The 14,958-nt window shown below is 54.6% G+C and carries 13 protein-coding genes and 1 riboswitch; all 13 genes read left to right on the plus strand.

Translation table 11 applies throughout. The features are described from left to right. The first annotated feature begins 394 nt into the window (after nt 1-394). The 13 genes from PBOR_RS03295 to purN all read left to right on the plus strand — a co-directional run bounded on the left by PBOR_RS03295 (nt 395) and on the right by purN (nt 14,696). Nucleotides 395-1,642 carry an MFS transporter gene (locus tag PBOR_RS03295; protein WP_052429310.1) on the plus strand — a complete coding sequence of 416 codons (1,248 nt, stop codon included), beginning with the start codon at nt 395-397 and terminating at the stop codon, nt 1,640-1,642. A 153-nt stretch (nt 1,643-1,795) separates the two neighbouring features. After that, nucleotides 1,796-2,059, plus strand: a complete 264-nt coding sequence (locus PBOR_RS03300; protein ID WP_042210449.1) for a DUF1294 domain-containing protein — start codon at nt 1,796-1,798, stop codon at nt 2,057-2,059. A gap of 50 nt (nt 2,060-2,109) precedes the next feature. Further along, complete coding sequence (locus PBOR_RS03305) at nt 2,110-2,544, plus strand: universal stress protein (RefSeq protein ID WP_042133392.1); 435 nt, start codon at nt 2,110-2,112, stop codon at nt 2,542-2,544. A gap of 162 nt (nt 2,545-2,706) precedes the next feature. Next, a riboswitch (purine riboswitch) is annotated at nt 2,707-2,808 on the plus strand. A gap of 232 nt (nt 2,809-3,040) precedes the next feature. After that, nucleotides 3,041-3,526, plus strand: a complete 486-nt coding sequence (gene purE, locus PBOR_RS03310) for a 5-(carboxyamino)imidazole ribonucleotide mutase (RefSeq protein WP_042210450.1) — start codon at nt 3,041-3,043, stop codon at nt 3,524-3,526. Further along, nucleotides 3,523-4,749 (plus strand): 5-(carboxyamino)imidazole ribonucleotide synthase, encoded by a 1,227-nt coding sequence (gene purK, locus PBOR_RS03315; RefSeq protein WP_042210451.1) that lies wholly within the window; start codon nt 3,523-3,525, stop codon nt 4,747-4,749. The genes purE and purK overlap by 4 nt, the downstream gene beginning before the upstream one ends. 6 nt (nt 4,750-4,755) lie before the next feature. Next, nucleotides 4,756-6,051, plus strand: coding sequence for an adenylosuccinate lyase (purB, locus tag PBOR_RS03320; RefSeq protein ID WP_042210452.1), 1,296 nt, complete (start codon nt 4,756-4,758; stop codon nt 6,049-6,051). Between the two features lie 371 nt (nt 6,052-6,422). Continuing rightward, nucleotides 6,423-7,313, plus strand: coding sequence for a phosphoribosylaminoimidazolesuccinocarboxamide synthase (locus PBOR_RS03330; protein ID WP_042210455.1), 891 nt, complete (start codon nt 6,423-6,425; stop codon nt 7,311-7,313). Between the two features lie 364 nt (nt 7,314-7,677). Continuing rightward, a complete protein-coding gene (purS, locus tag PBOR_RS03335; protein ID WP_039298247.1) occupies nt 7,678-7,923 on the plus strand; it encodes a phosphoribosylformylglycinamidine synthase subunit PurS in 246 nt (81 codons plus the stop codon). 5 nt (nt 7,924-7,928) lie between these two features. Next, nucleotides 7,929-8,618 carry a phosphoribosylformylglycinamidine synthase subunit PurQ gene (gene purQ, locus PBOR_RS03340; RefSeq protein WP_042210457.1) on the plus strand — a complete coding sequence of 230 codons (690 nt, stop codon included), beginning with the start codon at nt 7,929-7,931 and terminating at the stop codon, nt 8,616-8,618. Continuing rightward, nucleotides 8,596-10,842: a phosphoribosylformylglycinamidine synthase subunit PurL gene (gene purL / locus PBOR_RS03345; RefSeq protein WP_042210459.1), complete on the plus strand. Its 2,247-nt coding sequence runs from the start codon at nt 8,596-8,598 to the stop codon at nt 10,840-10,842. Before purQ ends, purL begins: the two co-directional genes overlap by 23 nt. Beyond that, nucleotides 10,827-12,323 (plus strand): amidophosphoribosyltransferase, encoded by a 1,497-nt coding sequence (gene purF / locus PBOR_RS03350; protein ID WP_042218864.1) that lies wholly within the window; start codon nt 10,827-10,829, stop codon nt 12,321-12,323. Before purL ends, purF begins: the two co-directional genes overlap by 16 nt. A 718-nt stretch (nt 12,324-13,041) precedes the next feature. After that, complete coding sequence (purM, locus tag PBOR_RS03360; RefSeq protein WP_042210462.1) at nt 13,042-14,082, plus strand: phosphoribosylformylglycinamidine cyclo-ligase; 1,041 nt, start codon at nt 13,042-13,044, stop codon at nt 14,080-14,082. Next, nucleotides 14,082-14,696, plus strand: a complete 615-nt coding sequence (gene purN, locus PBOR_RS03365; RefSeq protein ID WP_042210463.1) for a phosphoribosylglycinamide formyltransferase — start codon at nt 14,082-14,084, stop codon at nt 14,694-14,696. Before purM ends, purN begins: the two co-directional genes overlap by 1 nt. The last annotated feature ends 262 nt before the right edge of the window (nt 14,697-14,958 follow it).

The following is a 14,958-nucleotide window of genomic DNA, read 5'->3' on the forward strand; positions in this document are numbered from 1 at the left end:
GTAAGGGCAAAAGTGCATTAAATGAAGTGAGTAGCAGAAACGGGAGAAGATAGGGTGGAGTTTGGAGCTGTATGGGCGTGAGCGAGTCCAAGATTTGAGATATATAAAAGTAAGACTAGTTAACGTAATTAGCATGCTTATTCTATGCTCTGTTATATAGAAGTTAATTTCCCTTCCAGGGAGGGAATGCTTCGGGAACAACAAGACTGCCGGTTAATCGGTGGTTTTGTTGTGTTTATGGGAATGGCGGATCTGGCTGGTGTATAAATGCAGATTTAAGTGTAATGTTACTTTACGAAGGCTGTCCAAGGGGCGGCAGATATGTTTTACTTAGGAGATTGAAGCTGGACAGGGCTGTTAGGGTTCCGGCAAATATAGTGGAGCGGGTGATGAAGTGGCGGCGGCTAAGCAATTAGAAGGTGAAGTCCAATCGGTACAAGGCTCTGGCAAGAGGGGAGGCAGCCGGTTTTTCTTTTTGGTGATTGTCTTTATGTTCTGGTTCTCTTCTTATATCTATGTACCTGTATTGTCTCCGTATGTGGAGCATCTGGGAGCCTCATATGTCATGGTTGGAGCGGTGCTGGGCGTATACGGCCTGATGCAGATTCTGTTCCGTCTGCCGATTGGTATCGGGTCAGATTATCTTAACCGGCGGCGGCCGTTTATTTATCTGGGGCTGATCGCCAGCGGAGCGAGCTGTCTATTATTCCTGGCTGGTGCACATCCGGGCTGGGCGCTGGCCGCACGTGCGGTCTCGGGGATTGCAGCTTCCGCGTGGGTCGTGTACTCGGTGATGTTCGCAGGGTATTTTCCGAAAGAAGAAGCGGGTAAAGCCATGGGTATGCTGCAGTTCACGACGGTTATTGCCCAATTGACCAGTATGATGATCAGCGGCTATATGGTAGATCACTGGGGCTGGAACACTCCGTTTATTATCGGCGGGATTGTGGCGGCAGCGGCGCTGCTGCTTGCACTGCGTCTGCCTGAACAGAAGCAGGAGAAACGGAATGCGATTCAGATTAAAGATCTTGCCGGAGTAGTCCGTGAACCGCTGCTGGTTAAAGTCTCGCTGCTGTCCGTGCTGGCACATTGTGTGCTGTTCATTACGATGTTCGGCTATACGCCGAATCAGGCGCTGGATATTGGAGCGAGCAAAGAGAGCCTCGGCTGGCTGACGCTGGCTTTCATGCTGCCGCATGCGATTGCCACACTGTACGGCTCACGTCTGTTCGGCAAATGGCTCGGAGACCGGGGAACGTTAATGCTGGGTTTTGCCGGGAGTGCGGTATTCACGCTGCTGATTCCATCTATGCCTACTCTAGCCGCTCTCTGTGCAACGCAGATTGGGAACGGCTTCATGCAGGGTCTTATTTTTCCGCTGCTGCTGGGTAAATCGGTGTCGGGAGTCGCTCCGTTCAAACGGGCAACGGCTATGGGCTTCTATCAGGCTGTATACGCCATAGGGATGTCAGGGGGGCCATTTGTTGCGGGATGGATGAGTGCGGCGTATGGTCTGACCGGCGGGTTCTGGCTTGGCGGAATTGCGGCGCTGCTTGCTGCAGTGTTGTCCTGGATATGGATCCGAGAGGCCGGGGAACCGGGCACAGGGAGCAGACAAAAGCGGCGGATACTTGGCAGGTAGGGTTAGGTTTATTGTAAAGGAAGGGGTCCCCGCAAAGTACCTGAGTGATCACCTGCGCCAAAACCTCACTTTGTGGGGGAACTTATTGGTTTTTTGCCGGAAAGGGTAATATAATAGAGAGTAGATAGGATGCAAGGAGGAGGGGCCGGAAGGATGGTCAAGGTTGTATTGCTGTGGTTCGCTCTGATCAATATTATCGGGTATGTGGTGATGTCGGAAGACAAGAACAAGGCCCGCAAAAGACGGGATCGGGTGCCGGAGAAAACACTGTTTCTGCTGGCGTTCATGGGCGGCGCGCTGGGTGTGCTGATTGCCATGTACCGCAAGCGCCACAAGACGAGGCATACTTCCTTCAGGATCGGAATTCCGCTGCTGCTGCTGCTGAATGTCCTGCTGTATGGATATTTTTTGAGTTAAGTCTCTTGTAGTTAGGCTAAGGCTGTACACAATAGAAAGAGGTGGCGTATATGTTATTCTCTAAAATTTTGCTAGCCTATGACGGTTCGAAGGCTTCCAATCAGGCATTGGAACGTGCAATTGAACTGGCCAAGGTAACTCCAGGGTCCTCCCTGTACGTCGTACACGCATTTGAATTCCCGCGGTTCTTCATCGGGGAAGCTCTCGCGCCTCTGCCGGCATCAGTGAACAAGGATTATTATGACCTCGCGGTCCAGACTACGGATGAAGTGAAAAGCCGGCTGGAAGCCGAAGGTCTGAACGCTACTGTAGAATTGCTGCAGGGCTCGCCTGCTGAAGTGATTCTGGCTTATGCCAAAGAGCACACGGTGGATGTCATCGTGATCGGCAGCCGCGGGCTCGGCGGAATCCGGGAGTTCGTTCTGGGCAGCGTCAGCCACAATGTAGTGCAGAGCGCGCGCATTCCGGTGCTGGTTGTTAAATAATAGAGTTACTTGTAGAGGAGCGCTGAGGCGTTCCCCTTTTTTTCTGCGGAGATGGGCGGATTAGCAGGAATAAGAAAATTAAATGTGCCCAAAAGCGAACATTTGAGAGACATGATATGACAATGTTCGTGTTTAAGTTGACACGATGTGTAGGGCATTGTTAAACTGAACCTATGAAGAGCTCGTATAAAACCGGGAATAGGGCCCGGAAGTTTCTACCCGGTAACCGTAAATTGCCGGACTACGAGGAAATAGGATAACTGGAACGGCCAGCAGAAGCCGCCGCGTATACAGGGGCGGTGTGCCTTGCGCCTGCCTGTATTTGCAGATGCCGGTCCAGTACTCTCCTAGTTCCTTAGTAGTCCGGGTCCACCCGCAGCAAAATGCGTCTGGAATCCGGGCTATTTTTTTCGGATATATGGGAAACTTGAGGGAAATGGGACACACTTAAATCAAAGGATTATCTATAACGGGAATCGGAAGGGCTGGGTGAACAATGTCTGTGCAAGTAGGTGTCATTATGGGCAGCAAATCGGACTATGAAACTATGGAGCATACATGTGCAGTGCTTGAGGAGCTGGGCGTGTCTTATGAGAAAAAAGTCATCTCGGCGCACCGCACACCGGATCTCATGTTCCGTTATGCCGAAGAAGCGGTAGAGCGCGGCCTGAAGGTGATTATCGCCGGAGCGGGCGGCGCGGCGCATCTGCCGGGTATGGTGGCAGCCAAAACCCTTCTGCCGGTTATCGGCGTTCCGGTGCAGTCGAAGGCGTTGAACGGCCTGGACTCACTGCTGTCGATTGTGCAGATGCCGGCGGGCATCCCGGTGGCCACGGTAGCCATCGGCCGGGCCGGTGCTGTCAATGCCGGCCTGCTGGCTGCGCAGATCATCGGCGCTTTCGAGCCGGAGGTGCAGCGGATGGTGGAGCTGCGGCGTGAGGCGATCCAGAGCGAAGTGCTGGAAAGCAGCGAGACGTTATGAGGCCGGAGGAGTTGGAGGCCGGGCAGGCTGAAGCTGGCGGGCAGGCGCCGCGGACGCTGCTGCCCGGCGCGACGATCGGCGTGCTCGGCGGCGGGCAGCTCGGGCGCATGATGGCGCTGTCCGGCAGCGCCATGGGCTACCGCTTCGTGGCGCTGGACCCAGCAAAGGATGCGCCCTGCGGGCAGGTTACGCCGCAGATTACCGCGGCGTATAACGACCGGGACGCGGCGCGTGAGCTGGCGCAGCGCGCGGACGTCATCACGTACGAGTTCGAGAACGTCGATGCGGGCGTAGCCGCGCTGCTGACGGAGGAATCGTACGTGCCGCAGGGCAGCGCGCTGCTGTATACGACGCAGCACCGGCTGCGCGAGAAGGCGGCAATCGAGGCGGCGGGCGTGCCCGTTGCCCCGTACCGCAAGGTCGGCAGCCTGGCGGAGCTTGAAGCCGCGGCTGCCGGCCTGGGCCTGCCCTGTGTGCTGAAGACAGCCACAGGGGGGTACGACGGCAAGGGACAAGCCGTCATCCGCCAGCCGGAAGAGCTGGAAGCGGCGTTCCGGCAGGTAGCGCCGGGAACGGCCGCTGGGGCAGAATCCGTCAACGTACCGGAGCTGGTGCTGGAGAAATTCATCGCTTTCAAATGCGAAATTTCCGTCATTGCCGCCCGCAGCGCATCCGGTGAGGTCAAGAGCTTCCCGCCCGCAGAGAACATCCATGTGGACAATATCCTGCATCTCTCGATTGTACCCGCCAGGGTGCCGGAGGAGATTCAGCGGCGGGCCTGTGAGCTGGCCGAGCAGATTGTGTCCGGCATGGATGCCGTAGGACTGCTGGCCGTGGAGATGTTCGTGACAGAGGACGGAGAGCTGTTCGTCAACGAGCTCGCTCCGCGTCCGCATAACTCCGGGCATTACACGATGGACGCCTGCGTAACCTCACAGTTCGAGCAGCATGTGCGGGCGATCTGCAATCTGCCGCTGGGCGATACTACGCTGCTTACACCTGTAGTCATGGTGAATGTGCTTGGCCAGCATTTGGAGGGCGCCATTCAGGCGGCCTGCAGCACGGATGAAGAAGCAAACAAGCTTGGGGTATCTCCTAAGCTTCATATATATGGCAAGACTGAGAGCAAGACCGGCCGCAAGATGGGCCATATCAACCTGCTCTGCAAGGACACCGGAGACGGCCTGGCCTGGGTAGAGCAAACTAACCTTTGGAGGAACTGACAAGCTATGATCGAACGTTACAGCAGACCTGAGATGCGGGCCATTTGGACCGAAGAAAATAAATTCAACGCGTGGCTGGAAGTTGAAATTTGCGCCTGCGAGGCTTGGGCCGAGCTGGGAGTCATCCCGCATGAGGATGCCGCGAAGCTGCGCAAGGATGCCAAATTCGACATCGCGCGGATTGATGAAATCGAGCAGGAAACACGTCATGATGTTATTGCTTTTACCCGTGCAGTATCGGAGAGCCTGGGCGCAGAACGCAAATGGGTGCATTACGGACTGACCTCCACAGACGTTGTCGACACGGCGCTCGGCTATCTGCTGCGTCAGGCCAACGAAATTCTGGAGCAAGACATTATCCGGTTCATTGAGATTCTAAAAGATAAAGCAGTAGCCTACAAAGATACTCCGATGATGGGGCGCACCCATGGCGTACACGCCGAGCCGACGACTTTCGGCCTCAAGATGGCGCTGTGGTATGAGGAAATGAAGCGCAATCTGGAGCGTTTCCGTCATGCCGCTAACGGCGTACAATTCGGCAAAATCTCCGGGGCAGTCGGCACCTATGCCAACATCGACCCGTTCGTCGAAGAATTTGTCTGCCGCAAGCTGGGCACCAGCCCGGCACCGATCTCCACGCAGACACTGCAGCGTGACCGTCACGCTGAATACATGGCGGCGCTGGCACTGGTTGCCACTTCGCTGGACAAGTTCGCTACCGAGATCCGCGCGTTGCAGAAGAGTGAGATCCGCGAGGTGGAAGAAGCTTTTGCCAAAGGTCAAAAAGGTTCGTCCGCGATGCCGCATAAGCGCAACCCGATTGGCTGCGAGAACATCTCCGGCCTGTCCCGCGTGATCCGCGGGCATATGGTTACAGCTTACGAGAACGTGCCGCTGTGGCATGAACGTGATATCTCGCATTCCTCGGTAGAACGGATCATCCTGCCGGACGCGACTATGCTGCTGAACTATATGCTGAACCGCTTCGGCAACATCGTGAAGAACCTGACTGTGTTCCCGGACAATATGAAGCGCAACATGAACCGCACCTTCGGCGTACCGTTCTCCGGCCGCATCCTGACGAAGCTGATCGACAAAGGCTTCAGCCGCGAGCAGGCTTACGACACCGTGCAGCCGCGGGCGATGCAGGCCTGGGAGGAACAAACCCAGTTCCGTGACATCGTTGAAGCTACACCGGAAATCACAGCCGTGCTAAGTCCGGAAGAGATCGAGGATGCGTTCAATCCTTCCTGGCACCTCAAGCATGTGGACACCATCTTCCGCAAACTTGAGCTTATCTAATTAAAAAAGGTGAGTCAGTGGTGAACTGATGAGCTGGAGAAGAGATGGGCGGAGCGATGGGGAGTTTTGTTCCCGGGAAGCGTAGCAACAGGGGAATAAGATTAGGTATTAGGGTTAAAGGAGGAACGGAGAGGAATTTTGGAACTGTAGAAGCTTTAGCGTTCGCCTTTATGTTTGGATTTCTACCGCAGCCGGCGGTTCAAATCAGGAAATTCAAACATAACAGCGATCGGAAGTCCAAAATTCCCCGCAGTGACACTATTAACCCGAAGGAGCTTTCAATTCCTTTGGTGCGAAGCGAAGGAAACAAAGCGTCCCTGCGCTTTTAGCCCAAATATAAGCAAGATCATTTGTTCAAGGGAGGAAAGGTCATGACATCAACGGCCGTATCCACTGCCGTGGAACTCGTAAATGCACCGCTGCTCTACAAAGGTAAGGTTCGTGAGCTGTACGATTTGGGGGATGAGGTACTGATTGTCGTTACGGACCGCATTTCCGCATTTGATTATGTGCTGGACCCGGCGGTGCCGGACAAAGGCAATGTGCTGAACCGGCTCAGCGCCTTCTGGTTTGGCCAGACCAAGGAGCTCATTGAGAACCATGTAGTTCACATCGATGTGGACCGGCTCGGAGATATTGTACGGGACCGCGAAGCGCTGAAGAACCGCATCATGGTGGTCCGCAAAGCACAGCGGATTGATATCGAATGTGTCGTGCGCGGCTGCATTACCGGCGGCGGCTGGCGGCAGTATCAGGAGACCGGCAAAGTGAACGGCATCGAGCTTCCCAAAGGGCTGCGCAAGAATGCGGTGCTGACCGAGCCGATCTTTACGCCGGCGGCCAAGAATGATGTCGGCCATGATGAGGATATCCCTTTTGAGCAGATGCAGGAGTTAATTGGCGCAGAGCTTGCGCTGGAGCTGAAGGAGAAGAGCCTGAAGCTGTTCGCTTTTGCCAGAGAATATTGTAAAGACCGCGGCATCATCCTCGCCGATTGCAAATTCGAGTTCGGGCTGCTGGACGGTAAGGTCATTCTGATCGACGAGATTTTCACACCGGATGCTTCCCGTTTCTGGGCTAAGGACAAATACGCGCTGGATATCGAGATCGATAGCATGGATAAGGAGCCTGTACGGACTTACCTTTCGGCATCCTCGTGGGACAAGAACAGTACACCGGACCCGCTGCCGGTTGAAGTGGTGGAAGAGACCTCACGCCGGTACCTGGATATTTATCACCGCCTTACCGGAAAGTCCTTATAGATTATCTGATGCTCCTGTTCCGACCAGCTGCAGCTAACTTTTAATTGTATTCTCTGCAGTTATTTTGCCCGAAAAAGATGCCATTTGCTCTTTAACTGTATCTGGTACAACTAAAAATAAGCGAGACGGCCTGAAACGCAGATTTCCTTAGAAATAGCTGTATGAAATGCAACTAAAGCTGATTTTGCAGGAGTCATTGAGAGAATAGCTGTACATTATGCAGTTAAGTTAGCTGTCAGCAGTGAAGTGAGTTGTTGCAGCTCACCGTTAGAGGTTAGCACATTGTTGTAATGTTGAATTACGGTAAGTTTTCATTCCAGGTACCCAGTCCAGCTCATTAAATTTTAGGAGGAACTACAAGCGTATGTTAAAAGCGACAGTCTACGTCACCATCAAGAAAAGCGTGCTCGATCCCCAAGGTGTAGCCGTGCAAGGGGCGCTGCATTCCGTAGGTTTTCAGGAAGTTGAAAGTCTGCGTATCGGCAAATATATGGAGCTGACCCTCGATACCGATAACCGCGCTGAAGCGGAAGGACGCCTCAAGGATATGTGCGAGAAGCTGCTGGCCAACACGGTGATCGAGGATTACCGCTACGAATTGGAGGACTAAAAGTCATGAAATTTGCGGTACTTGTCTTTCCAGGCTCCAATTGTGACATTGACTGCTACAAGGCAGTAGAAGACAGCCTCGGTGAACCAGTGGATTATGTGTGGCATACGGCGACGGATCTGTCGGCTTATGACTGCATTCTCGTGCCGGGCGGCTTCTCTTATGGTGACTATCTGCGCTGTGGCGCGATTTCCCGGTTTGCTCCGGTTATGGCGGAAGTAGCCAAAGCTGCGGAGCAGGGCAAATTCGTGCTCGGCATCTGCAACGGGTTCCAAATCCTGACCGAAGCGGGCCTCTTGCCGGGCGCGCTGCGCCGCAACATGTCGATGAAGTTCCGCTGTCATGACACGGTGCTTAAGGTCGTGAATAACACAACCCCGTTTACTATTGACTATGCGAAGGATGAAGAGATCGTCATTCCAATCGCGCATGGGGAAGGCAATTACTACTGTGATGAAGAGACTTTAGCTGAATTAAAAGCAAATAATCAGATCGTATTCACATACAGCGACAACCCGAACGGTTCAGTCGCCGATATCGCCGGAGTCAGCAATGTAGCAGGCAATGTGGTTGGTATGATGCCTCACCCGGAACGTGCAGCGAACAGCCTGCTTGGTTCGGAAGACGGCAAACGGATGTTCACATCCATTCTTACATCGTGGAGGGATCGTTATGACGCAGCAAGTATCCGCTAAGGAGCCGACCGCAGAGCAGATCGCGGAGCAGAAAATCTACAGTCAGTTCGGTGTATCGGACAGCGAATATGAGCTCATTACTTCCTTCATGGGACGTAAGCCTAACTATACAGAAATCGGTGTGTTCAGCGTAATGTGGTCCGAGCACTGTGCCTATAAGAACTCGAAGCCGCTGCTCAGCCGTTTCCCGACTAGCGGGCCGAAGGTGCTGATGGGACCGGGCGAAGGCGCAGGTATCGTTGATATCGGAGACAACCAGGCGGTAGTCTTCAAGATCGAGAGCCACAACCACCCGTCGGCAGTTGAGCCTTATCAGGGCGCGGCGACCGGGGTGGGCGGGATTATCCGCGATATTTTCTCCATGGGGGCAAGACCGGTGGCGCTGCTGAACTCCCTGCGTTTCGGGAAGCTGGAGAGCGACCGGGTAAAATATTTGTTCGAGCATGTTGTGTCCGGTATCGCAGGCTACGGCAACTGTATCGGCATCCCTACCGTCGGCGGGGAAATTATGTTCGACGACAGCTATGACGGCAATCCGCTTGTTAATGCAATGTGTGTGGGGCTGATTGATCATGATAAAATCCAGCGCGGTGTCGCCAAAGGGGTTGGCAATCCCGTGTTCTACGTGGGTCCTCCTACAGGCCGTGACGGCATTCATGGTGCGACGTTCGCCTCGGTTGAGCTTAGCGAAGAGTCTGAAGCGAAGCGGACGGCAGTCCAGGTTGGCGATCCATTCATGGAGAAGCTGGTTATGGAATCTTGTCTGGAGCTGATCGACAGCGGCATCGTCCTCGGTATTCAGGATATGGGCGCAGCCGGACTTACCTGCTCCAGTGCTGAAATGGCGAGCAAAGCGGGCAACGGTCTGGAGCTGTATCTGGATCAGGTGCCGCAGCGCGAAGACGGCATGACTCCATATGAAATGATGCTCTCGGAATCCCAGGAGCGGATGTTGTTCGTAGTTGAGCCTAAGGATGAAGCGCAGGCACAGGAAATCTTCGACCGCTGGGGCGTCATCTGCCGCAAAGTGGGTAAGGTAACGGATGACGGCCGGCTGAAGCTGTTCCATCACGGTGTAGTTGTCGGCGACATGCCGGTAACGGCTCTGGTTGATGAATGTCCGATCTACAACAAACCATCAGCAGTTCCTGCGTACTATGAAGAAAATGCATCGGTTGATACGCTCCGCTATGAAGAAGTAACCGATCTGGGCGGCGCTCTGCGCACCGTACTAGGATCACCTACAGTAGCCAGCAAAGCATGGGTATACAACCAATATGATTATATGGTTCGGACCAGCACGGCCGTTCGTCCGGGTTCCGATGCGGCAGTGGTAACCATCCACGGTACTCGCAAAGGTCTAGCTATGACTACGGACTGTAACGGACGTTATGTGTATCTCGATCCTGAAGTGGGCGGACGGATTGCCGTCAGCGAAGCCGCACGTAACATTGTCTGTTCCGGTGCTCTGCCGCTGGCAATTACGGACAACCTGAATTTCGGCAGTCCGGAGAAGCCGGAAATCTTCTGGCAGATGGAACGTGCGGTAGACGGCATGGCTGAAGCCTGCCGTGTGCTTGATACCCCTGTAATTGGCGGTAACGTCAGCCTATACAATGAAAATGCTTCAGGAGCCATCTACCCGACACCGGTTGTCGGCATGGTAGGTCTCGTGGAGGATACCGATCATATTACAACTCAGGCCTTCAAGCAGGAAGGCGATGCGATTCTGCTGCTCGGTGTTACGAAAGCAGAGCTGGGCGGCAGCGAATTCCAGTATGCTGTTCACGGTGTGACCGAAGGACGTCCGCCGGAACTCGATCTGGCCACTGAACGCAAGCTGCTGGATTCCGTACTTGCTGCGATCCGCAGCGGGCTGGTCCGCTCGGCGCATGACCTGTCCGAAGGCGGCCTGGCCGGAGCACTGGCAGAAAGCTGCATCAGCGGCAAAACCGGAGCCAATATTGAGCTGTCTGCTGGCGGATTGCGCCCTGATGTGGCGCTGTTCAGCGAGAGCCAATCCCGGATTATCCTGACTTCGGCACCTGACCGTGCGGAAGAACTGAAAGCAGCGGTTGCCGCATATGGCGTGCCTGTAGAGATTATTGGAACCGTCGGCGGAGACCGCCTGCGTGTTGCATTGGACGGCGCGTCTGCACTTGATGAAGCAGTTACTGAACTCAAGACCATTTGGGAGGATGCTATTCCATGTCTTATGAAATAAAGACCGGGAAAGAGCAGGAAGCCCCTATCCTGTGGACCGGCGACTTTTACAACGAAGGAACGGGCTCGGGAGATATTTTTGACACATTAAAAGAAGAATGCGGCGTCTTCGGGGTCTTCGGACACCCGGAAGCCGCTTCCATGTCCTATTACGGCCTGCATGCCCTGCAGCACCGCGGGGAAGAGAGCGCGGGCATCTGCGTAGCGGATGGACGCGACTTCAACTATCACCGCGGCATGGGCCTGGTGAAGGAAGTCTTCGACAAAGACAAGATTGCTTCGCTGATCGGGGACATGTCCATTGGACATGTGCGCTATTCGACCAGCGGAGACAGCCGGCTGACCAATGCGCAGCCGCTGGTCTTCAAATACCGCGACGGTGATCTTGCGATTGCCACGAACGGCAACATTGTCAACGAACCGCTCATCCGCAAGCAGCTTGAGCAGGGCGGTTCAATCTTCCAGACCACCAGTGATACCGAAGTGCTGGCGCATTTGATCGCGCGTTCGCAGAAGGATTTTGTTGAAGCGACCAAGGATGCCCTGGCGCAGCTGGTTGGCGGGTTCGCCTTCCTGCTGATGACCAATGACAAGCTGATTGTTGCTTCTGATCCGCACGGACTCCGTCCGCTCGTAATGGGCCGGCTGGGTACGGCGTACGTCTTCGCTTCCGAGTCCTGTGCGCTCGAAGTCATTGGCGCTCAGCTTGTGCGCGATATTGAGCCTGGCGAGCTGCTGGTGCTGGATAAAGACGGCTTCCGGGAAGACCGCTTCGCAGAACCTAAACGCAAAGCGCTGTGCGCGATGGAATACATCTACTTCGCACGGCCGGACAGCGATCTGAACGGCTCCAACCTGCACTCCGCACGCAAGCGGATGGGCAGCCGGATGGCGCTCGAAGCCTTCGTGGATGCCGATATCGTAACCGGCGTGCCGGATTCCAGTATCTCCGCTGCTATCGGCTATGCCGAGCAGACAGGCATCCCGTATGAGCTTGGTCTGATCAAGAACAAGTACACCGGCCGGACCTTTATCCAGCCGAGCCAGGAGCTGCGCGAGCAAGGCGTGAAGATGAAACTCAGCGCCGTGCGCCGCGTTGTGGAAGGCCAGCGCGTAGTCATGATCGACGATTCCATCGTGCGCGGCACGACCTCACGCCGGATCGTCAACCTGCTGCGCGAGGCCGGAGCGGCCGAGGTTCATGTGCGGATTACTTCGCCGCCGTTCAAGAATCCGTGCTTCTATGGCATCGATACCCCTGACCGCCGCGAGCTGATCGCCTCTTATAAGACGATTGCCGAGATGTGTGAGGAGATCAATGCTGACTCGCTTGCGTTCCTCTCGCCGGAGGGACTCATCCAGTCCATCGGCGGCTATAATAGTGACAATTACAAAGGCGGGCTATGCCTGTCCTGCTTCGATAATGATTACCCGACGCAGGTTGATTTCGGCGGGGAAGAGAAGGACGGATGCTCGTGCTAGGTGGGACATCCCTGTCGGAATACGCCATTCTTTACACTAGATTCGTATTAGAAGTATGAAGACATTTTAATAAGCGCTGTAGAAATAAATGTTGTATGTTTTGCAACTTGAGTCCTTGGATAGGCGGGTGTTTGGGAGGATTGTTGTATCAAATACAACATTTAATCAGGAAAAGCGACTTAAAAAGGGTGAAATCCTGCATTTTGTACAACAATTTCGGATTTGGGCCGATCTAATGAGCGAAATGTTGTATTCTGTGCAGGATTTTATGAAAAGATAACCGATCAATGCCCTGCAAAGCGGAGGAATCGACGACTTCCTGTGACAAACAGCCGCCGCCGGGCTTAAAGCTCCGCTTCCGTCCTGTTTGCTGTCGCAAACTAAGGATGCGGGACGACTATCTTCGTACGCTTAGGAGGCGCTGTGCGAAGCCCAGCGCCGACCAATTGCTGCTGTGCAAGGCGCGAAATTTCGGCTTGCGGCACGGGTTTGACCTGGTGGTTTGGAAGTTATGGAGAGGGATTTTGGAACTGTAGGAGCGTCAGCGTTCGCCTTTATATTTGGATTTCTACCGCGGACAGCAGTTCAAATCAAGGAAATCCAAATATAACAGCGACCGGAAGTCCAAACATCCATCGCAATAACATCCACAAACCACACTCAATGCCCTGCCGCCCCGAACCCGCGCTCTAAACTAATTTAAATGAGGTGTCCAAAAGTGTCGGAAGCTTATAAAAACGCCGGAGTGGATATTGCGGCTGGCAATGAAGCGGTAGAACGCATGAAGAAGCATGTGAAGCGCACATACCGTCCTGAAGTGATGACGGAGCTGGGCGGATTCGGTGCACTGTTCGGCCTGAATAAGGACAAGTACGAAGAGCCGGTCCTCGTATCGGGAACGGACGGCGTAGGCACGAAGCTCAAAATCGCGTTCGCCGCGGACCGCCACGACACGATTGGCATCGATGCGGTAGCCATGTGTGTGAATGACATCGTAGTGCAGGGCGCAGAGCCGCTGTTCTTCCTCGACTATCTGGCCTGCGACAAGGTAGTGCCGGAGAAGATTGAGGCGATCGTTGCCGGTATCGCCGAAGGCTGCCACCAGGCAGGCTGCGCCTTGATTGGCGGCGAAACGGCCGAGATGCCGGGTATGTATTCGGCCGGTGAGTACGATATCGCCGGATTTACCGTAGGCGTTGCCGACAAAGCGAAGCTGGTAACGGGAGCGGACATTGCTCCGGGAGACACGGTAATTGGCCTGGCTTCCAGCGGTATCCACAGCAACGGATTCTCGCTCGTGCGCAAGCTTCTGCTGGAGGAAGACGGCTATGGCTTGAACGATGTAGTGCCTGAGCTGGGCGCTCCGCTCGTGGATGTACTGCTGGCTCCAACCAAAATCTATGTGAAGCCGCTGCTGTCCCTGCTGGAACAGCTTCCGGTTAAGGGCATGGCTCATATTACCGGAGGCGGGTTCATCGAGAACATCCCGCGCGTCCTGCCGGAGAATGTGAATGTAGAGATTAACTACGGCTCCTGGCCGATTCAGCCGGTCTTCGGCTTGATGCAGAGCAAAGGCAATGTAAGCAACCGCGATATGTTCACCACTTTTAACATGGGTGTTGGCCTGGTACTGGTAGTGGCTGAAGCGGACGGAGAACGTGCGCTGGAGCTGCTGAAAGCGAGCGGAGAAGAAGCTTACCTTATCGGTACTGTAACAGAGGGTGAGCGTAAGGTTACCTTTACGGGAGCTGAAGTCTGATGGAGTGGAGCCGGATCGCTGTATTTGCTTCGGGACAGGGCAGCAATTTCACCGCACTGGTCCAGGCGCAGCAGGAGGGGAAGCTTGGCGGGGGCAGCATTGAGCTGCTCGTCTCGGACAAGCCGGAAGCGCCTGTGGCACAGCGGGCGGAGGCAGCGGGAATTCCCGCCCTCCTGCTGCGGCCGAAGGACTTCGCGGGCCGTGAGCTGTATGAGGCGGCAATTGTTGCCGAGCTGCAGCGCCGGAACATCGGGCTGATAGTGTTGGCCGGATACATGCGGCTGATCTCATCTGTGCTGCTTGAGCCTTACGCCAGACGGATCATCAACATCCATCCGTCGCTTTTGCCGGCCTTCGCCGGTAAAGATGCGATCGGTCAGGCCCTTGAGTACGGGGTGAAGCTGACGGGAGTTACGGTGCATTTTGTCGATGGAGGCATGGATACCGGACCGGTTATTGCCCAGCGCAGCGTTGAGGTGAAACCGGGAGATACCGCCGAATCCCTGGCGGAACGGATCCACCAGGTTGAATATGGGCTGTATCCCGAAGTGGTGGCTGCTTTGGCAGCAGGCAGAGTGGAACTGAATGGAAGAATAACAACAATCGGCGAATAATAGGATGCGATACGAGCCGGATCTGACACAAATAGATATATTACAGGCAGGTGCGGCTGCTTCTGATATTTCTCGGGAAATATTGCACAAAGTCTGCAAGATGTCGGATTGGCAGGCTGAGCAGTTTGAAATTGCCGAAATTGCGGATTTGCTGACATGCTGGCTAATGTCGATATAGCAGTTGGATTCACTCCACTTAATTTGTCTGAATACCAGCGGTCGCGAAACGTAAGTGGATAAAGTACAACTAAATTTGGCGTTG

This window comes from Paenibacillus borealis (assembly GCF_000758665.1).
Taxonomy (GTDB): Bacteria; Bacillota; Bacilli; order Paenibacillales; family Paenibacillaceae; genus Paenibacillus_AQ; species Paenibacillus_AQ borealis.